Origin of the sequence: Gabonibacter massiliensis (assembly GCA_001487125.1) — a bacterium.
Taxonomy (GTDB): domain Bacteria; phylum Bacteroidota; class Bacteroidia; order Bacteroidales; family Marinifilaceae; genus Gabonibacter; species Gabonibacter massiliensis.
In genome coordinates this window covers 2,110,149-2,130,307 of sequence record LN913013.1, presented here as the reverse complement: position 1 = coordinate 2,130,307, position 20,159 = coordinate 2,110,149, and the positions used below count along the sequence as shown (strand labels likewise).

Annotated in this window: 21 protein-coding genes; 13 read left to right on the top strand and 8 right to left on the bottom strand. The window is 40.7% G+C overall.

Annotation, left to right across the window (positions count from 1 at the left end):
- Window positions 1–110: 110 nt before the first annotated feature.
- The 3 genes from BN3283_RS13375 to BN3283_RS13365 all read left to right on the top strand — a co-directional run bounded on the left by BN3283_RS13375 (window position 111) and on the right by BN3283_RS13365 (window position 4,920).
- On the top strand, window positions 111–2,594 hold the full coding sequence (locus BN3283_RS13375) for a YfhO family protein (RefSeq protein ID WP_052634565.1): 2,484 nt from the start codon (window positions 111–113) through the stop codon (window positions 2,592–2,594).
- A gap of 133 nt (window positions 2,595–2,727) precedes the next feature.
- Entirely contained in the window at window positions 2,728–4,083 is a 1,356-nt protein-coding gene (locus BN3283_RS13370; protein ID WP_059026967.1) for a PCMD domain-containing protein, read from the top strand.
- A gap of 6 nt (window positions 4,084–4,089) precedes the next feature.
- Entirely contained in the window at window positions 4,090–4,920 is an 831-nt protein-coding gene (locus BN3283_RS13365; protein WP_041503317.1) for an outer membrane beta-barrel protein, read from the top strand.
- A gap of 166 nt (window positions 4,921–5,086) precedes the next feature.
- Here BN3283_RS13365 and BN3283_RS13360 read toward each other — a convergent pair whose 3' ends face one another.
- From BN3283_RS13360 to BN3283_RS13355, 3 genes are read right to left on the bottom strand one after another with little or no spacing between them, the layout of a single operon-like run.
- The gene (locus BN3283_RS13360) at window positions 5,087–5,524 is read right to left on the bottom strand and encodes a response regulator (protein WP_059026965.1); all 438 of its coding nucleotides are present in this window, start codon (window positions 5,522–5,524) and stop codon (window positions 5,087–5,089) included.
- A 5-nt stretch (window positions 5,525–5,529) separates the two neighbouring features.
- Window positions 5,530–5,739 carry an ATP-binding protein gene (locus BN3283_RS14795; protein ID WP_350308238.1) on the bottom strand — a complete coding sequence of 70 codons (210 nt, stop codon included), beginning with the start codon at window positions 5,737–5,739 and terminating at the stop codon, window positions 5,530–5,532.
- Window positions 5,736–6,239: a histidine kinase gene (locus BN3283_RS13355; RefSeq protein ID WP_059026963.1), complete on the bottom strand. Its 504-nt coding sequence runs from the start codon at window positions 6,237–6,239 to the stop codon at window positions 5,736–5,738. The genes BN3283_RS14795 and BN3283_RS13355 overlap by 4 nt, the downstream gene beginning before the upstream one ends.
- A gap of 627 nt (window positions 6,240–6,866) precedes the next feature.
- Here BN3283_RS13355 and BN3283_RS13345 point away from each other — a divergent pair.
- From BN3283_RS13345 to BN3283_RS13325, 5 genes are all read left to right on the top strand, one after another.
- Window positions 6,867–7,190 (top strand): hypothetical protein, encoded by a 324-nt coding sequence (locus BN3283_RS13345; protein WP_059026959.1) that lies wholly within the window; start codon window positions 6,867–6,869, stop codon window positions 7,188–7,190.
- Window positions 7,168–7,446, top strand: coding sequence for a hypothetical protein (locus BN3283_RS13340; protein WP_059026957.1), 279 nt, complete (start codon window positions 7,168–7,170; stop codon window positions 7,444–7,446). Before BN3283_RS13345 ends, BN3283_RS13340 begins: the two co-directional genes overlap by 23 nt.
- 26 nt (window positions 7,447–7,472) lie before the next feature.
- Window positions 7,473–8,759, top strand: coding sequence for a hypothetical protein (locus BN3283_RS13335; protein ID WP_059026955.1), 1,287 nt, complete (start codon window positions 7,473–7,475; stop codon window positions 8,757–8,759).
- A gap of 21 nt (window positions 8,760–8,780) precedes the next feature.
- Entirely contained in the window at window positions 8,781–9,365 is a 585-nt protein-coding gene (locus tag BN3283_RS13330) for a hypothetical protein (protein ID WP_059026952.1), read from the top strand.
- A 106-nt stretch (window positions 9,366–9,471) separates the two neighbouring features.
- Window positions 9,472–10,056, top strand: a complete 585-nt coding sequence (locus tag BN3283_RS13325) for a hypothetical protein (RefSeq protein ID WP_059026950.1) — start codon at window positions 9,472–9,474, stop codon at window positions 10,054–10,056.
- Between the two features lie 415 nt (window positions 10,057–10,471).
- On the opposite strand, the gene BN3283_RS13320 is transcribed toward BN3283_RS13325, so the two are convergent.
- Window positions 10,472–11,713, bottom strand: a complete 1,242-nt coding sequence (locus tag BN3283_RS13320; protein ID WP_041503316.1) for a peptidase U32 family protein — start codon at window positions 11,711–11,713, stop codon at window positions 10,472–10,474.
- Window positions 11,714–11,855: 142 nt separating this feature from the next.
- Here BN3283_RS13320 and nhaC point away from each other — a divergent pair, with 142 nt between their 5' ends.
- The 5 genes from nhaC to BN3283_RS13295 all read left to right on the top strand — a co-directional run bounded on the left by nhaC (window position 11,856) and on the right by BN3283_RS13295 (window position 16,666).
- Window positions 11,856–13,286 carry a Na+/H+ antiporter NhaC gene (gene nhaC, locus BN3283_RS13315; RefSeq protein WP_059026946.1) on the top strand — a complete coding sequence of 477 codons (1,431 nt, stop codon included), beginning with the start codon at window positions 11,856–11,858 and terminating at the stop codon, window positions 13,284–13,286.
- A gap of 121 nt (window positions 13,287–13,407) precedes the next feature.
- Complete coding sequence (locus tag BN3283_RS13310) at window positions 13,408–13,785, top strand: BlaI/MecI/CopY family transcriptional regulator (protein ID WP_041503314.1); 378 nt, start codon at window positions 13,408–13,410, stop codon at window positions 13,783–13,785.
- Window positions 13,786–13,789: 4 nt separating this feature from the next.
- On the top strand, window positions 13,790–15,028 hold the full coding sequence (locus tag BN3283_RS13305) for a M56 family metallopeptidase (protein ID WP_041503313.1): 1,239 nt from the start codon (window positions 13,790–13,792) through the stop codon (window positions 15,026–15,028).
- 153 nt (window positions 15,029–15,181) lie between these two features.
- Entirely contained in the window at window positions 15,182–15,745 is a 564-nt protein-coding gene (frr, locus tag BN3283_RS13300; protein ID WP_041503312.1) for a ribosome recycling factor, read from the top strand.
- A 135-nt stretch (window positions 15,746–15,880) separates the two neighbouring features.
- The gene (locus tag BN3283_RS13295; protein WP_041503495.1) at window positions 15,881–16,666 is read left to right on the top strand and encodes a DUF5672 family protein; all 786 of its coding nucleotides are present in this window, start codon (window positions 15,881–15,883) and stop codon (window positions 16,664–16,666) included.
- On the opposite strand, the gene BN3283_RS13290 is transcribed toward BN3283_RS13295, so the two are convergent.
- From BN3283_RS13290 to BN3283_RS13275, 4 genes are read right to left on the bottom strand one after another with little or no spacing between them, the layout of a single operon-like run.
- The gene (locus tag BN3283_RS13290) at window positions 16,650–17,606 is read right to left on the bottom strand and encodes a glycosyltransferase family 9 protein (protein ID WP_082027537.1); all 957 of its coding nucleotides are present in this window, start codon (window positions 17,604–17,606) and stop codon (window positions 16,650–16,652) included. The two genes, BN3283_RS13295 and BN3283_RS13290, sit on opposite strands and share 17 nt — an antisense overlap.
- Before the next feature lie 10 nt (window positions 17,607–17,616).
- The gene (locus BN3283_RS13285) at window positions 17,617–18,555 is read right to left on the bottom strand and encodes a glycosyltransferase family 2 protein (protein WP_059026944.1); all 939 of its coding nucleotides are present in this window, start codon (window positions 18,553–18,555) and stop codon (window positions 17,617–17,619) included.
- Between the two features lie 12 nt (window positions 18,556–18,567).
- Window positions 18,568–19,359: an HAD-IIA family hydrolase gene (locus BN3283_RS13280; RefSeq protein WP_059026943.1), complete on the bottom strand. Its 792-nt coding sequence runs from the start codon at window positions 19,357–19,359 to the stop codon at window positions 18,568–18,570.
- Window positions 19,346–20,158, bottom strand: a complete 813-nt coding sequence (locus BN3283_RS13275) for an aldolase/citrate lyase family protein (protein WP_041505221.1) — start codon at window positions 20,156–20,158, stop codon at window positions 19,346–19,348. The genes BN3283_RS13280 and BN3283_RS13275 overlap by 14 nt, the downstream gene beginning before the upstream one ends.
- Window position 20,159 lies beyond the last annotated feature (1 nt).

Genomic DNA, 20,159 nt, shown 5'->3' with positions numbered 1-20,159 from the left:
TTATCGCGCAAATAGTAAACAAAAATAGGAATTATTTATCGATAATGGGGGTTTGACGATTATATTTTTTATTTTTGTCCCTGTTTGATCATAAGTTAAAGAATTTATCCATGAAAAAAATCAACTTCAAACCGTTATATCCGCATTTCATTGCACTAATTCTTTTTATTATCATTTCATATGCTTATTTCCCCGCCCTTTTCGAAGGCAAAATCGTGCACCAGTCGGATATCTCTTCCTGGAGAGGAGCCGCCAACGAGATTCTTGAATTTCAAAAGAAGACCGGAGAGGAGACACTATGGACTAACTCCATGTTCAGCGGTATGCCCACCACTATGATCCTCACGAAATATAAAGGGAATTACTTGGAATATATATATAAACAATTATTTATCGGCTCTCGTCCGGCAAGCTACCTTATTATCGCACTCTTCAGCTTTTATTTGCTGATGTTAGCGTTTGGCGTAAATACCTGGTTAGCGATTGCAGGCGCTTTAGCTTTCGGCTTTTGTTCCTACAACTTCCAGATCCTGTTAGTGGGACACAATGCTAAAATGATGGCTATCGCTTTTATGCCGCTTGTCCTGGCAGGAGTCGTCTACGCCTTCCGAAAAAAACGGTTGTTAGGCGCTCTGTTATTCGGTTTGGCCCTTTCGTTCGAGATCACGGCAAATCATCCTCAGATTACCTTCTACCTGGCATTTATCATTATTGCCTATGGTATAGGACAACTCTATACAGCCATTAAAAACAAAACATTACCCGCTTTCCTTAAAACGGCACTTCTATTAGTGGTTGCGGCCGGATTGGCAGCCGGAACCAATGTCAATCATCTATGGCCCACCTGGGAATACGGGAAATATACCATGCGGGGAGGTTCCGAATTAACCTCCGACGATCCATCCGCCAAAACGAAAGGCTTGGACAAAGAGTACGCCACCGCTTGGAGCTACGGGATAGACGAAACATTGAATTTATTGATACCCAATTTCAAAGGAGGCAGCTCTCAAGGAGGATTGGGCACCGGCTCGGAAACTTACAAATATTTGAAACAACAAGGAGTAAAAGAAGTCGATCAAGTGATCCGACAGTTAGGAACCTATTGGGGACAACAACCCTTTACGGCCGGTCCGATGTATATGGGGGCCATTGCCGTCTTTCTTTTCGTATTGGGGATCGTTCTGATCAAGGGGCCGATGAAATGGTGGATCGTAGGAGTCTCTTTATTAGCTCTATTCTTGGGTTGGGGACGACATTTCATGTTCTTCTCCAATATCTTTTACGATTATGTACCTCTATACAATAAATTCAGGGTACCTTCCATGATCCTGATCATTCTGCAACTAACGATTCCCTTGTTGGGCATTTATACCTTAAACCAAATATTCAATCAAAAATTCGACAAAAAAACCTTAGTCAAAGGATTAAAAATTGCTATTGGTATTACCGGAGGTATTTGTGCCGTCTTCGCCCTGATTCCCGGTCTGGCCGGTAATTTTACCGCTCCCGTAGATCAACAGTACTATGACTGGTTACGGGCATTGGTGATTCAGGACAGAATATCCATGTTACGGGCCGACGCATTCCGCTCTTTAATCTTTATTCTTTTAGCAGGAACCGTTATCTGGGCGGGAGTGATCCAAAAATTAAAATTCTCTCAAATGGCCATTATCCTCAGTCTTCTGATATTGACGGACATGTGGACCATCGACAAACGTTACCTGAACAACAGTCATTTCGTTACTCAAAAAGAATTTAATAATCAATTCCGGGCTCGCCCGGTCGATCTGGAAATCTTAAAAGACAATGACCCGAATTACCGGGTACTGGATTTAGCCGTAAACGTGTTCAACGATTCCCATTCCAGCTATTTCCACAAAACCATCGGCGGTTATAGTGCGGCAAAATTACAACGCTATCAGGATATCATCGATTACTTTATTATTCCCGAGATTCAATCTTTCCAAAAAGACGCAAACGCAACTCAGACCCTCACGGGAATGGAGGAGAGCTTGAAGAGGCAAAAAGTGTTGAATATGCTTAACACGAAATACATTATATTGAATACCAATGCCTCTATTGAAAACAGATCCGCCCTTGGGAATGCTTGGTTTGTACAAGATTATAAATTAGTGAACACGCCGAAAGAGGAGTTGGTCACCTTACAGGCGATAGATCCGGCTGAAATAGCCGTTATCAACGAAGAATTCAAACCGATTATTCAAGACAAAGGTTTCAACTACGACGAAAACGGAGAGATCGTGTTAACCGAATATGCACCCAACCGACTGGAGTACAAGAGTAAAGCCAACAATGAACAACTGGCCTTATTCAGTGAGGTCTACTACCCTAAAGGGTGGAAAGCGTATATCGACGGAGAGGAAACCGACCTTTTCAGAGCCAATTACATCCTAAGAGGAATGATTATTCCGGCAGGAGAACATACTATCGTATTCGAATATAAACCGGAATCTTATTATACGGGAGCCAAAATTTCAGCTATATGTTCCGGCATATTATTACTGTTACTGCTCGGGTATATCATCGTAGGTATAAAAAAGATTCTAATATCTCCTAAAACCACTATGAATTAAAGAGACAAAATACAAATAAGAAAATTCTGGTACGTTTTTTGCTCGAAAATGTCCCATAATGTTAATACATCTATAAATAATTTACTTTACATTTTCAAATACGTAAAGTATGGTTTAACCAGAAAAATAAACTATGAGAAATTACTTTATCCTTCTTTTTTTAACAGGCATACTGATATTAAATGCCTGTACTAAAGTAGATAAACTTAGTGACGAGGCCAATATTACTTCACTTGCCGTTACCGGAATAACTCCTCAAGGCATCAACATCGATCAGAACAATATAACCATCGAGAACAATATTGTTTCCATACCTTTGAACTACGGAAGAAAATTATTCCCGTTAACTTTATCTACTGAAATAAAATTTTCATCAACAACTGACGGAACAATGAGCACGAACGCCCAGCCGTTAAATCTGAAAGAATTTACATTCAACGATGTGTATACACCGCAAACTTTTTACCTGATTTCCGAAAGCGGTGTTCCTCATTTAGCCCAAATCATACTCATAGATCAACCGAACGCTGAAATTTCCGACTTTAAAATTACCAATTTCCCGGAAGATAAGGTAAGTACAAGAATCCGTGACAATTACGTTAGAATCGTCTTTAAGGACGCCATTGAAAAATGGCCTATCGATATCGAAGCACAAATCACCCGCATCGGAGAGTGGAAGGAGGGTTCCGATATTACTTCTTTCCATTTCACCCAACCGGGAGAAACTAAACACCTGACCCTGGTAGCCGACAACGGAGACGAAAGGGTATGGAACATCCAGATCGTACCTCCCATTGAAAATTCGGACTTCGAATTATGGATCAACGAGGGAACGATAGACGTAAATATTAATCCCATTCCGGGTAAAGGATTCGGCTGGGCGACCGCTAATAACATGTTCGTACAAGGGACTTTGCCCGTATCGAATAACGGGGGCAAAGCCGCCCAGATATCCACGGACATCCAAAGTATAGGTTTTATCGGAGACCTCGTTACAGCCGGAACCCTGTTCACCGGTTACTTCAAGATGAATATATCCAAATTAGACGATCCGAGAGCCATGACCTACTTCGGTATTCCTTTTATCAATAGACCGGCTTCTCTCTCCATAGATGCAAAATATAAACCGGGAAACACGTTACAGCAATCCGTTAAAAATAAAGACGGAAAATATGTTTTGACAGAAGCAAAAGGAGTAGACGAGGGACGTATATGGGTTAAATTATTACACTGGAACGGGGAAGGTGAATTGGAGTATCACGATAGAGACATACCGGATCTGACCGTCATTGGAGAAGGAGATTATGTTCTTAAAGGATCGGATCTCTCCCTACGCGACTGGAAGAATATAGTCATTCCTATCAAATATACTTCCGATCTGGAACCCACTCACATCAGTATTGTCATGACTTCCAGCAACAAAGGAGACCTTTTTATCGGTGCCAAAGGAAGTACATTAACTGTTGATAACCTTACATTCAAATACTAATCTACCATGATGAAATATATATTTTTACCCGTTTTATTCATTTTTTGCTCCGTTACCCTTTTCGCGCGAAAAACGGAACAAACGCTCCCATCCGCTAAACAGGATAGTATCGATCGTAAAAATGTCGAATACAGGTTTGCCTTAGGAGTCCAATTGGGAACCGATATCGGGGGAGCCATCCCTTTTCCCTTCAGTAATGTTCCCGAACCATTCAATCCTTATCCGAAACTTTCTCCCTCTTTAGGTGCGAAATTCACCTTCCCCGTAGATCGTTACTGGACCGTCGGAGCTGAAATAACCTACAAAAAAGTTGCCATCGATGCGGACGCAAGAATAGAAAACCAACGTTTCAACGATGCCAAAAACGATGTTATCGCCCGTTTCACGGGATCGGCTGAAATGAATATGGACTTTACCATGATGGAAGTACCTCTCTACTTCAAATACACGTTCCGGAATCAAAAAGACCGCATCCTTGCAGGAGGTTATTTTGCCTGGGTCATTAAAGGTAAGTTCAATGTAACGGTAAACAAAGGTTTTATGATGGACGACAACGGAGTCTACACGGGAGCCATCGACGACGAACCGCTAAAAATTAACTTTAGCGACATTCTGGATACTTGGGATGCGGGACTGATTGCAGGATACGAGCGCAAATTATTTTCCAGAGTAGAGATCGGATTACGTGTATCCTGGGGATTCAAGGATATTTTCAAACCGAGCAATCAATATTTCGATTACAAAATGCTCCAGATACGAGGAGCTTTAGTCGTAAGTTATAACCTGTTCGATATAAAACCTCCCCGTCTCAATCCTTTCCGGCATAAAAACATATAATAACCCACGGGGACGGGTACAATGCTATTTTAATTGTAGATTTTAGATCGACGATTGTAAATTAAAAAACAACGAAATCAGGGGATTAAGTGTGATTAAAAGATTCTGTGATTGGGGATTGACGATTTAAAGAGAGCGGAACCAAGAACTTAATCTAAACCGCAAACTATAAATCGAAAATGAAGTTATGATCCGGGGAGAGTCGGTAGACATGAGAAAAAACCATATTTTTCATGATTTTTTCACCGATCCGGTTCAAGTGGGCGATGAGGACTTCCAAAGGACGCTCCTTACAAATGAACTCGTCTGCTCCCGCATCGAGAATTGCAATCTCTCTCTCCGCCTCTCCGTGTGAGGTATACACGATAATGTGGGTTTGCTTATCCTGTTCCCGGATCAACCGGGTCACCTCGAGCCCGTTTTTCTGAGGCATATCAAGGTCGAGCAAAAGTATATCCGGCTTTTTTCTTTTATAGCTTTCCCACGCCTTTTCCCCGTCGGAGGCGATGTCGACGAGAAAATGGTTCCGTTCGAGAATTGCTTTTATCAATTCGGCTCCCAAGGCATCATCCTCCGCATAAAGTATACTGAGCTTGTTTTCCATCTCGTTTAACCGTGATAATATGTCTTTTTGACTTTAGCTTTCCGGGGTAAAACGATGATGACAGAGCTCCCTTCTCCTTCGGTACTCTTCATATTGATCTTTCCCCCGTGTGCCGAAACAACCATTCGGGCATAATACAATCCTTGTCCGTGTCCCCTGACATCCCTGTTTTTCTGATGATCTCCCCGGTAATAGCGTTCAAATACCTGTTTCAGATTCCGGGAAGAGATACCGAAACCGTTGTCTGCAATTTCAGTCGTAACCCGTGTTCGTCAGTAAATTGGAGTAACATGCGGTGAATGGTTTGTGACATTTCGTTTAATTGTTGCTCACCCCGATCAAGAAGGGGTATTTGTTCCGAAGGGAGCGAACCACGAAACAGATAACAAAGTTTAAGCTGATTGGCAACCGGAAGCTTCAGATCGTGCACGATATTGTCGATAAACAGTTCCCGGTATTTACCGCTCCTTTTCTCCTTGCGAGCGGTTTGATAGAGAGCAATGATACACAAAACAAGCAATACGGTAACAAAAAGAACGAGCGTGATTTGCCACGAGGACGATTGCAGAAAAAGCCCGACCGGATAATAATACGTGACAAATAAAATATTTTTGGAGAGAAAACCAAGCGTGTCTTTGTACTCGTACGACAAGGGAAATTCCACCTCTTTTCCCGGGTAGGAGTCTATTCTTTTCCCGTATCGTCCAAAATACAAAATTGTATCGAAAGATTTTCTATTGTCATGGAGTCCCGCTTTTCCAGCAAATAGGCATAAAAGTGTTCCAACGTCCAAAGTTCAGGATCCCGAATATCGTAAAAACATCGTTCTATGGTCCGTTTGATATTATCTTTAACATGTAACCGGTAGTTGATTTTCGATCGTCGATCCTGTATGCCAAATTATTGCTTTTCGCGTCAAAGCCAACCAAGCAACCTGATTTTTCAAATTGGCGGATTTCATGTTGAACTCGTGAACACCACCTTTGATAAACTCATTCTGGTAATGTATATACGAATTCCTTTCCAATTTATATAAATGATACAAATGAATGAATTGACTACACAGGAGAATGCATCCCGAGAAAATTGTAACACACCAAATAAAACGCATCTTCTGATCCATTTTTATCATATTTTACGTCAAAATTACAAAAAAGCAACCTATTCGCAACCTTTTTGGTTGATTGGAAAGAAATATATACGGATTTTTACTGCAATGAAGAAATATCGCGTGTTACTCTATAATTTTTCTCCAACGGGGATAGGGGAAAAGTAGGTACAGAAAAGAAACATAGGATTTATTCCTTTATCATTATCGATCTAAAATGAGATGAAAATATTAATGAGAAAGATAGGCTTAAGCGATCCCGGAGTTATTCTCGGGGGAATAATCGTATTTTCTCCTCTGGTCGGAAATTGTTTTCGAGGATTAGACGGTACGATACCCATCTTTTTAGCCACGATTCTTTGTTGTGGCTTATTGATTAACGACACGATAAAAAGGAAGGATATCCATGTCAGTAACATGGATCTTTGTTTTGCTTTGTATATCGGTTATGTTTTTTTCCGGCAATGGCTTGTAAAGGATTTACCTTATTGGAATATACAGATAGTCGATTACTTTAATTTAAATGACGCAATGTATGAGAAAAGGATTATTACTTAGTTTCGTTTTGGCCATTTCTTTTATGATGTTTTTTTGGGTCGGTTGTGTACACGACGAAATCGACTTGGTTAATCACACGGAAGAATTTATGAAAGAAGCCAGATTTTATTTTGAAGAGAACGCACCGGGAATACAACTTGTCCGGTTAGGAGAGGATAAAAAGGAAGGAGCCAAAAGCACCAGCTTTTCCTCCCGCATCATTATTCCGGACTGGGAAAAGCAGGAGGTTTCAAGTTCGGAGCTATTTCAACCTTAGAGATCCCTTTAACGGGAGATGTCTTTATGAAAAGTTCTTATTCCCGGAGACTCGGGAATGGGATATTCCGGCATTCGTTGGCGGACGTAAGTACGAAGTTGATCATTCAGAAGCATGACGAACTGAAAGCGTTACGTTTTTTTATTGTGACGATCATCGGGGAAGAGACGGAAGAGTATATCGATGCTTCCCGGGAGTACGGTTATGTGCAAAGTCGGGATTTCTCGGGTTTAATGATTTTTTCGGATCTGGAAGGGAACTATTTTGAAGCATATCAGTTTGACCGGGGAGAAAAGAAACGTGTCCGTTTGGCAAAAACAGGAGAGGATTCCAAGGTACAGCCGGAAGATATTGTCAATAGTTTTAACCTTATGGACAACGGCAGCGCGGGAGTTTATTCCAGATCGGGAGAGTCGGGAGGTGGCGGCAGCGGTGGTGTTTATTGCGCCTTATGTAATAAATTGAATTGTAACGGTAGTTGCGAGGTTACGGTTATTTATTGCAGGAACTGCAACAGACCCGCCGACAATTGTATTTGTTGTCCTATCTGCCGGGACTATCCCTGTCGTTGTTACACTCCACCCTCACCGCCTCCCCAATGGCCTTGCTCCTATTGCGGAAGTACGGTATGTCCGGGAAATTGTCAGACTGGCGGCGGTGGTGGTGGCACAACTCCTCCCTCTCCTCAAGATCCGTGTCCTTACGCCACGCCCGGTTGTCCCGGGGGAAGTAGCTGTAGTTGCTGTTCCACGTGTAGGGGTGTATGTAAATGCACGGGATGCCACGCAACTCCCTGTGAATGTATCCGGGAGGTACGTTCGGTGATAACAAGTACGACGACAGGAGAACAGGCCGTGGTAACAATAGGGATGACATCAGAAGAATACTATGTACCTTTATATAGAATAATGTTTTCTGGTACAGATTCAACGGGAGCGGCTGTAACAGCAAACTATGACGCAATTAGGTTTGGAGTAAAATTTGAAAATGGAGAAGCTGTGGCAAAAGGTTTACAGGATGAAGCGACTTATACAGTAAGTCAGTTTATTCCGGGTTATTGCGGTGCAAGTCCTTCAGGAGATGCTTGGCGAGTTTATGGAGGCCATTTATTACATGCTGGTCCCAAAGATTTGGAGAGAGGATGTAATATGTACGGGTGTATTGGAATTTGTAAGAATAAAATGACAGAACTAAATCAAAAATTACTACAATATTCCAATGCCAAAACAGAACAAGCATTAGCCAATTCAGGAAAATTTAAAGTACACGTGCAGGCGGCGACCAAACCTCCCTTAGTACCGAAAACTAATTAAATAACTATAAAATAAGATATTATGAAAAAAATTATTTATAATCTATTATTGCTTAACGTGCTGTTTATATTTAGTCTGCGTGTTTTGGCACAAGAGCAAAGATACGTGACGGCCGAGTATTCAATTCCTAAAGAGCAATGCGAGATCTACGCCTACGATTTGGAAGATTTTCTAAAATCAAAAGGTTTATACGGGGGACAAAAAACAAATTACAAAGGGGTAGGTAAAATCAAATGGATGAAGAAAAAGGTATATATCGGGGGAATTGACTTTACAAAAGATTGTACTTTTATTTTGGAGCTTTTAGGAGATAGGCTTCCCAAGGATGAAGATCCATACGAATTCCATGGAAATTTCGGCATTATCGAGATCGGTTTTAAAACCGAGAGTAAAGCAAAAGAAATTTACGAGAAGGCAAAATTAGCAAGTAAAAAATATCCTATGAATATATCCCTTTATTATCCTATATTTCGATGTAAAATGATAGGAAGAAATGTAATTTTTGTTTACTCCATGTACAGAAATGATGATAAGTATCGTGATATGATCAAGACTTGGTCTCCGAAGAAAAAAGAGGAAGATAAGGAAAAGAAAAAAGAGGAATAATTTGAACTGTTCGTTGCCGGAAATACAAATCCGGCAACGAACTAAACAGTACAAGTAACGGAAAATAGTATTGTCTGATAAATAAATTACTATAAAATAAGATATTATGAAAAAAAATATTTATAAACTATTATTGCTTAACGTGTTGTTGATATTTAGTCTGCCTGCTTTGGCACAAGAACAAAAATACGTGACGGCCGAGTATTCGATTCCCAAGGAGCAATGCGAGATCTACGCCTACGATTTGGAAGATTTCTTAAAATCAAAGGGTTTATACGGGGGACAAAAGACAAATTACAAGGGAGTTGGTAAAATCAAATGGATGAAGAAAAAGGTATATATCGGGGGAATTGACTTTACAAAAGATTGTACTTTTATTTTGGAACTTTTAGGAGATAGGCTTCCCAAGGATGAAGATCCTTACGAGTTTTTAGGAAGTTTCGGTATTATCGAGATCGGTTTTAAAACCGAGAGTAAAGCAAAAGAGGTTTACGAAAAGGCAAATTTAGCAAGTAAAAAATATCCCATGAATATTCCTATTTATCATTCTATTTTTCGATGTGTGCAAGTGAGGAAAAGTGTTATTTTTGTTTATGCAATCAATACGAAAATGTATAAATATCGTGATATGATCGAAACTTGGTCCCCAAAGAAAAAAGAGGAAGATAAGGAAAAGAAAAACGAGGAATAATAGTGAACGGCGAGTGTTGTATGCGATTTTCGGAACGACCGGACAACGGATTGTCCGAGCGAAACGGGTCCCGGAGGACACTGAACGAAAAGCGTTACACGACCGATGGGAAGGTCCCTGCCCCCGAGGATTAGTCGTAACGATTGTAGATCGACGATTGTAAATTAAAAAACAACGAAATCAGGGGATTAAGTGTGATTAAAAGAATTTGCGATTTATGATTTAAAGACAGGAAAATTGGAATTGAAGCAAGTATCAATTTACAATCTACAATTTAAAATCTACAATTAGACGGATTTCGTCATTGAGATTTCGAATTGTAGATTGACGATTCAAAGAGGGCAGGAGCAAAAATTCAATCGCAAATCAAAATCTTTCAGACTCGTACACTACCCTATTCATCTACCATGGCCCATTAATCAGCTTCTATCAGTTTATATAACTTATCACCTCTGCGCAAAAACGGTTCGACAGGCATAGAAAAAAGAGAACCTTTACCGACTTGTCGAACCGGTTGTAAATCAACCCGAATTTCCGGGACATGCATTTGCACGACTCCTGTTGTCGGTCCCATAATCAAAATTTCATCCCCGACTCTCAGATCATAAGACTCTAACTTAAATTCACCCACGTGCAGCTTCGTAAAATAATTGGTCACTTTCCCGATACACACCTTTTTTTTCGTGGCTTTCGAACCGTATACCTCACTCCACTCACCCAAACGTTGCCCCAGATAATATCCATTCCAGAATCCCCGGTTAAACACGGTTGAAAGCCGTTCTTTCCAATGTTCGATCTTTTCGGCGGAATAACTACCGTCCGCATAAGCATCTATTGCTTCGTTGTAACACTCGCAAACCGTTTTCACGTATTCGGCGGAGCGGGCCCGTCCCTCAATTTTAAATACCCGTACTCCGGCATCTATCAGTTTATTAATAAAACCTATCGTACACAAATCTTTAGGCGACATGATGTACTTTCCGTCTACTTCCAATTCCACCTCGCTATCCGTATCTTTCACCGTATACGAACGGCGGCATATCTGATAGCAGGCTCCCCGGTTGGCAGAAGCATTCATCTCATGCAAACTCAAATAACACTTGCCGGAAACGGCCATACACAATGCCCCATGCGCAAACATTTCGATTTGCATGAGCTCTCCTTTGGGACCTCTTAAATCCTGTGCCACAATCTGGCGATGAATCGTCATGACCTGATCCAAATCCAATTCCCGGGCCAATACAACCACATCCGCAAATTGAGAATAAAATTTAACCGCCTCAAAATTAGTAATATTGCACTGCGTGCTGATATGCACCTCCACACCGATGGAACGGGCGTAAAGAATAGCTGCCATATCCGAAGCAATGATAGCCGTCAAACCGGACTCTTTCACGCAATCGATAATCCGGCGCATCTTCTCCAATTCATTATTATAGATAATCGTATTAACGGTCAGATAAGTCTTCACTCCCTTTTCCCTGCATTTTTCAACGATACACTTTAGATCCTCCAACGTGAAATTGGCCGAAGAACGGGAACGCATATTCAATCCCTCCACGCCGAAATAAACGGAATTCGCTCCTGCCTGCAAGGCAGCCTCCAAAGATTCATAAGAGCCAACGGGAGCCATTATCTCAAAATCTGTTCTTTTCATACGCAACATTTAGAACGACAAAAGTACATTTGTTCATCGAAAATAAAAACTGAAATTGAAAATTAGTGTATTGGAGAAGCCAAACCATTGAATCTATCTCTTGAAGAAATCGTATATCTCAATAAAACGAAAGAACACGCTTATGACACATCCGCAACCTCCCACACTCGTTCAAGCCGTTATCCCCATCCTCTTTTTAATTGGATTACTGTTTTTAAACGTCCTTTATTTTGAAGATCCATTGGGAGGAGCCAACCAAATCGCACTTATGATCACCGCGACTCTCAGCGGCCTGATCGCTTGGCATAATCACGTGGACTGGAATCACCTGCAAGGTAAAATTCTCAGTACCATTCATTCAGCCATGCCGGCTATTCTGATCCTCCTCCTGATAGGAGCCTTAAGTGGAACTTGGATGTTAAGCGGAGTTATTCCCACGATGATCTACTACGGAATAGACCTGATGTCCCCCTCTTATTTTCTTGTTGCTTCCGTGGTCATATCCGGGATTGTTTCCCTGGCAACCGGAAGCTCTTGGTCCACGATTGCCACCGTGGGGGTCGCAATCATCGGAATAGGACACGCTTTCGATATGAATTCGGGGATTGTTGCCGGCGCAATCATTTCCGGTGCTTATTTCGGCGATAAAATGTCTCCCCTTTCCGACACGACCAATCTGGCCCCGGCAATTGCCGGCACCGATCTGTTTACCCACATTCGCTACATGATTTACACGACAGTACCGACTTTAATCATTACTTTGATCATTTTTGTCATCATCGGATTAACCCACACCAATGAAATAAATTTAACCAGTACAGACGACATCAAAACCGGCATCGCCGAAACTTTCCGGATTACTCCCTGGCTACTGTCCGTCCCCCTCCTATTAGCGTTCATTATCATCAAAAAAATTCCTCCCATCCCGGCAATGTTAATTGGTATTGCTTTAGGCGTTCTATTTGCTTTGCTTTTTCAAACCGAATTACTCGAGAACTTAATAAAAGGAGAAACGTTCACCAACAAATATCAACTTATCCTGCAAGTGATTTCCAGTAAAATGGAGTTATCAACGGGCTCTCCCGGCATCGACCGTTTACTCTCTACCCGAGGAATGGAAGGAATGCTCAGTACGGTATGGTTGATCCTGATGGCGATGATTTTCAGCGGAGTGATGGAAGCCGGAGGATCCCTGAAAAGAATAAGCGAAGCCATGGTTAACTATATTAAGAACGACACTTCGCTCGTGGCGACAACCATCGGTTCTTGTATCCTTTTCAATATCTCAGCTTGCGATCAATATCTGTCTATTGTCGTACCGGGAAAAATGATGCAAAAGATTTATAAAGAACATAGGCTTAAACCTGAAGTTCTAAGCCGGGCGTTGGAAGACTCGGCCACCGTTACCTCTGTCTTAATCCCGTGGAACACTTGCGGAGCAACCCAATCACGCGTATTAGGGGTCGCTACTTTCGATTATCTTCCCTATTGCTTCTTCAATTTAATCAGCCCGTTTATGAATATCTTTATTACCGCTATCCACTATAAAATCCGAAAAATATCGAAACGATAAACCACGAATACACATCATATTAATAATTAAAAAACTATCCATACGATAAAATAACTATATTTTTAGTTTGGAAACTAAAATATTAGTTCTATATTCGTTTGCACATACAAAATATAAAACAATGAGAGAATTAACAAGAGCAGAAGAACAAGTCATGCAGATCCTTTGGGATCTGGACAAAGCCTTTGTCAAAGAGATCGTAGAGAAATTTGCCGACCCTAAACCGGCCTATAATACGGTCTCTACTATTATCCGAATTTTGCAGGAAAAAGGATTCGTAGACCATGAAACTTTTGGAAAAAGTCACCGATATTTCCCTCTTGTGGACAAAGAGACATACACCCGAAAATTCCTGAGGAATTTTGTAGGGAACTATTTTGAAAACTCTTATTCGCAAATGGTTTCTTTTCTCACCCGCTCGGAAAATATCGATTTGAAGGAGTTGGAAGACATCCTGCAAAAAGTAAAAGAAGCTCAACAGGCCGAACGAAAAAAATAGAGTCATGATACCCTTCTTACCTTATATCGTTAAGTCGACAATCATATTGATTGTTTTATTGGGATACTATCAACTGGTGTTGCAAAAACAAACTTTTTACAATACCAACCGTTTTTACCTACTCGGCATCCTGCTAATGGCTCAACTTATTCCGTTCATTCAAATAACAACTCCTTTCCGCTCCTTTATGGAGAGTCAGGGAATCATAGACAATCCGTTCGCTGCCATTTTCTTAACCGATACAAATGTTGAAGCTTCTGTTTCGACTCCCAATTACTGGATTTGGATCTATTTTTCCGGAGTAATCGTCGTATCCGTTAAATTCGCTTTAGCCATTTTGCAATTAAGGCATTTAGTAAATACAAATCCATCTAAAAAAATACGAGGGATACGAATCGTTTTTCTTCCCCGATCCTATCCGAATTTTTCGTTTTTCCATTTACTCTTTGTCAATCAATCCGTAGAAGACGCTGAAACCCGGCAAAATACTTTCGCCCACGAAAAAATACACATACGCCAACTACACAGCTTGGATTTACTATTCATCCATCTTTTCTGCCTGATCAATTGGTTCAATCCTTTTGCATGGCTACTGAAAAGAGCCATAATCCAAAATCACGAATTCATCGCCGATCACCGGGTGATCCAAAAATATCAAACGGAAAGTTATCTTCGACTCATACTGAGCCAATCATTTAAAACCCATTTTTCTTTCACGAATCACTTTGCATGTTCCAACCTAAAGAAAAGAATAATTATGATGACAAAACAACAAACCCAAAAGTACAAAGTATGGAATTACGTACCAGCCACATTACTCTGTGGATTTCTCTTTATTACTTTTTCCTGTCAAACGGAAGAATCAAACTCCCAGGAGCAGAATGTCACACAAACACTTAATTTAAGTAACGTTACCGCAGATACGACAGATACTTTCGTTGCGGTACAAGATATGCCCGTTTTTCCTGAAGGGGATATCGTCAAATGGATCAATCAAAAGACCAAATACCCGGCCGAAGCCCAGAGAAAAGGAGTAGAAGGCAAAGTAGCTATCCAATTTATAGTAGCGAAAGACGGTAGTGTTAAGGATATAAAAATTGTTAGAGGAGTAGAAGAAACATTAGATGCAGAGGCCGTTAGAGTTATCCAGTCCATGCCAAAATGGAAACCGGGGAAAGTAAACGGAAAAGCGGTGAACGTCTCTTTCACCGTGCCGATTAATTTCCAAATTAAGGATTTATAAACACGACAAAAAACAAAATTCCGGACGGAGAGCCTCCTTCTTTATCGACTACTAAAAATATATCGTAAAGGAAAACTCGAAAAGAATAGATTGAAATAAAGTTTTTTATACCTTTGTAATCAATAGGCAAAATAACATTAAATCACAATTTATATGAACGAGGAAGTACAATTTTATCTTGACGAAGCCAAAGAAAGAATGGAAGCTGCTCTGAATCATTTAGAAACAGAATTAAGTAAAATCAGAGCGGGAAGAGCTAACCCGAAAATCTTACAAGATGTCATGGTAGATTATTACGGAAGTCTTACCCCGTTAAATCAAGTTGCCAACATTTCCAGTCCGGACCCTCGGACGATCTCCGTACAACCGTGGGAAAAAAGCATGATTGCTCCCATCGAAAGAGCCATCATGGCAGCCAACTTGGGATTAAACCCGGATAACAACGGAGAAACCATACGAATCAATATTCCGTCTTTAACGGAAGAGCGTCGTCGTGATTTGGTAAAGCAAAGTAAGGGAGAAACAGAAACCGCCAAAGTCAGTATACGGAATGCACGGCGCGATGCCATAGAACAGGTAAAGAAAATGGTTAAAGACGGACTTCCCGAGGATGAGGCCAAAGATGCCGAAGCTGTCGCTCAGAAGCTAACCGACGAATACGGTAAAAAAGTAGACGAGTATTTCGCTAAAAAAGAGAAAGACATTATGACTATCTAACTCGGCTATCCCCGACAGGCTTTACGTTCCAATGGGAATATTTTGCTCGAATGAATAACGCCGTCCGTCATTTGCCGGGCGGCCCCTTTAGTTTATAATACGATACATATTGCCCCACCTTCAATTATCGTGAAGATGAATCAACTCGTAAAAATCATAATACCTGTCTATAAAACGGATCTGAATCGTACGGATATTATTTCATTAAATCAAGCAGTTAAGGTATTAAACCATTATCCTAAAGTCATCATCAAACCGAACAGCTTAGATGTGACGGAAGTGTTAGACTTGTATCCCGATACTTTCGAAATTGAAAGTTTCGACGATCACTATTTTGCCAATATTGCAGGCTATAACCGTTTAATGCTTTCAGCTGAATTTTACGAACGATTTCTTCACGTGAAATACATTTTGATTTATCAATTGGATGCTTTTGTTTTCCGAGATGAGCTCACCCAATGGTGTCAACGGGGTTACGATTATATCGGAGCCCCCTGGTTATGTAAATTGAAGTACCGGAGGTTCCCCTTGAACTTTTTTCTAAAACTTCGGGGAGCAGTCTATTCCCTTACGGGAATAAAACACAGGCAGCAATGTTTTTTCAAAGTCGGGAACGGTGGATTCTCTTTACGCAAGGTTGATACGTGTTATCGCAAAACAATAGAGATGCAATCACGCATTCACACCTATCTTTCCCGTGTCGGCGAAAGCAGCCAATTCAATGAAGATGTCTTTTGGGCTTTGGAAGCAACGAAAAACAACGACTTCTCCATACCGACCTGGCAGGAAGCAATACATTTCTCATTCGACCTATTCCCGAAAATCTGTTTTCAATTCGCTCAAAAGCAACTCCCTTTCGGTTGCCACCGCTGGAACAAAGAGTTGAATTTTTGGAAAGACTATATCAATCTCCCCGATTAAGTAATAACTCGACATGATCCACAATCATTCGCGGTGTTATATTCCGAATATAATCCTCCTCATTGATCATATTGTTCTCCACTTTCAAGGCGATACCGAAATCGACCTTGGGAAGGATCGTAGAGGTCGGACTCGTGGAGAGTCCCAAAAGAGCCACAAATTTCGTGTGAACCGCTGCAGCGATATGCATGGCAGAAGAATCGATGGTAATCAACGCATCTAAATTGGCTATCGTCGTTACAAATTCCCCCACGGAAGTTTTTCCGGTCAGGTTGATAACACTATCCAATTTCACCCGTTTCAAATAGGAAGCATGAATCCCCGCATCGTTACGGTCTCCTATCAAAACAAGATTATAGCCGTTTAACAATTTCAACAATTCAAGCGACAAACTTTCCGGATATCTTCTATATTTCTTATTTATACCTCCCAAATACAAACCGATTACCTGTTTATTATCCGGGAAATAAAACGTCTTCTCTTGTTTATAGAATAATCTCAAAGGCGGAAGGTAAATATATTTATTATTGAAATACTTATTCACGAGCATAGCATACCGATTGATATAATGCACGTTACGATTTAATGGCATCTTAAAATCCAATAAAAAACCCCTTCCTTCATTTTTGTATCCGATAAGGCATTTTACCAAAGCCAGTTTAAATATAAAAACAGAAATAAATGTATTCGTAAATAGGATACCCAAATCGTATTTACCCTGATAAATCCGTTTGACGAAAGTAAGGTAATTTTTTCTTCCTTTCTCAAAACAAATAAAATCATCGATTCGAGGATCATGTTCAAATATATCTTTTATAAAAGAAAGGCCCAACAAGGTTATCCTCGAATCCGGATACTCCTGTTTTAATAAGTCTATCGCAGGAAGTGTATTTATTGAATCACCAATAAAATTAGGCATTCTAATAATAATGTTTTTCATATACAATTCTTTATCCCTTCTTTTTCACAAACATCCTTTTAAAAGGATATACTAATCCATATAGAAATAGTTTCACAAAGTTAATATATAAATAAGGGCAACTCCAATAATGTTTAAAAATAATGCGAAAAGTTCCTTCCGTTTCGAAACAATACATCTCTCTATCTTTGATATAGATACGTTTAAGCCAAAGATAAAGATGCCCTTTAAAAAGTTTGCGCTTCTCCTGTTTAAACACATTGAAAGAGAGGGCGCCGCTCCGGAGATACTCCTGATAGATACCTATATAGTTCTCTACAAATATTTTAAAAAAATTATATCCTCCTTTCTTACTGGGTGGAAGCGTTTCATAAAGATCTTCCCGGTAGACTACGGTAGGGCTCTTTTCATTCACGATTCTCAGCGTCCAATCCATTTGGCTCAACTGTAAAGATCGGCAACGTTCCTTATCGGGTAGGGCCTCAAAACATTCTCTCCATGTACCGAAATGCCCAATCCAAGTAGACCAGAAAGAGACTTTCTCCACAAAATCGTCCAATGAATAACATACGGCCTCGTTAAACTCCGGTTTTGATACCCTCGTATAAAAGAACAAATTCTCACCGGACTCCTTATGCTTTTCTATCCTCTCCAACAAATAACCGAGTGTACCTGCTTTCAATATGGAATAGTCATTCAATAACTTCACGTACCTACCCGTCCCTAAAGACAAAACCAACTCGAAATTGGCATCGCGAATATTCTCCGGGTTCCTGTGATACACAACATTCGGGTAAGACGAGGAGTATTTTTTTACCACTTCAGGCGTTGCGTCCGTAGAACAATTATCCGAAACGACTACCTCAACCCGCTCGTCGAACTCCTTATCGCACACAATGCGAGAGAGTACCGCATCCAAGATCTCACACCTGTTATAAGTAGGAATACAAAGAGATAATAATTTTTCCATCTCTATCCGTGTCTAAAAAAACAATAACAACTCTTCTATATTCGCCAATACATTCGTACGACTCTTCTCTAAATCGGTCGAAAGCAAGAAAGAGGAACAACCGAAATTTTGAGCCATCCGGATATCAGATTCATACGAATCTCCTATCAAAGCAATCTCCCGAGGGTTTAATCGAAATCTATCGGACACCATAGATAACATATAGGTATTAGGTTTGCCTATCACCACGTCCACCTCCCGTTCACAAGCCACCTCCATCGCACGTACAATAGCCCCGCACCCCGGATACCTTATGCCTCCGCCGACAGGATAATTCTTATCCAAATTACAAGCTATTAGCTTAGCTTCCGGATACCTGTCTATCATTTTCAATGCCTCCGCGAGCCTGTTATAATCGATACTCGTATCGAGTCCCAGCACGATGGCCTCTACCTTGCAATTTTCCTTCTCGGAGTACTCGACCACGTTACACGCTTTTCCTATCTCGCGTTTCAACCCGGCCGTTCCCAAGCAATAGACATTCTTATATCCTTCTCTACATACAAAATCTACGGTTACCGTCAAAGAGGAGAAAATCTCCTCTTCTTCAGCCTCATATCCCAACCGTACTAATTTATTTTTTAACTCGATTTCGTTCTTGGAAGAATTATTGGTAAGATATAATAACCGATATCCTTTGTTCTTCAACTGTTTCAAAACCTCCGGTGCCCCGTCAACAGCCTTATCACCATTGTATAAGGTGCCATCCAGATCAAAAGCGAGTGTTGTTACCTTCAATTCATTTTCTCTTTTAATAATTTCCACCGGCTTCTTCGATTAATTTTTTGTAACGAGCCTCAAGCATCACGATGCGATTAGCATCTTCCTCGTATATACTTTGGTAGAAATGACGTTTATTTTTCAACCACATCAATTCAAAGCCCACGGCTTTCAATATTCCTTTATCCGACTCTTTTCCCAAGGCTTCGGGACAAGCAAAAATAACCTTACGGGTTTCATATCCATGAAGAGTCCCTTGGGGTAAACGATTGAAGAACGGTATGGATGCCGCAGAAACTCCTCCGCCTATAACACACTCCAATCCAGCTTTTTCAGCCCTTTTACACAGATCATCGGCAATTTTAAAAATCTCTTCCGAATTGATATCTTCCCGGGTCATCCCCATAGATCCTGTCATGTCTACCCGTCCCAATACAATACCTTTCAAATCCCCGATACAAGGCAATTCCAACATCCTATCAAAATTCCTATACCCATCGATCGTTTCGATATTTACCAAAAAATCCACATCGTTCCACTCCTCGTCGGGGAATACCAAGCGAGTAGCATGAAGAAATTTCTTCAAGGCATAAGGGGTCTCGATCATAGGCGCCACAATACGCTTTACTCCGATAGAACGCGCATCATACATATCCTTAATGGCCTCTCCTCCTCCAATCTTTATCGTCAGGTCCAATCCGGCCTTCGTTACCACTTCTTTCAATCGCAGAGCCTCTTCCATACGCGTCCCTTCAGCCTCAAACTCTGCCTTAATGCCAATCACATGATAATTTTCTTTTAAGTCGATCAAAGTTTCGACCATCTTATGTTCAAGAGCATTCATA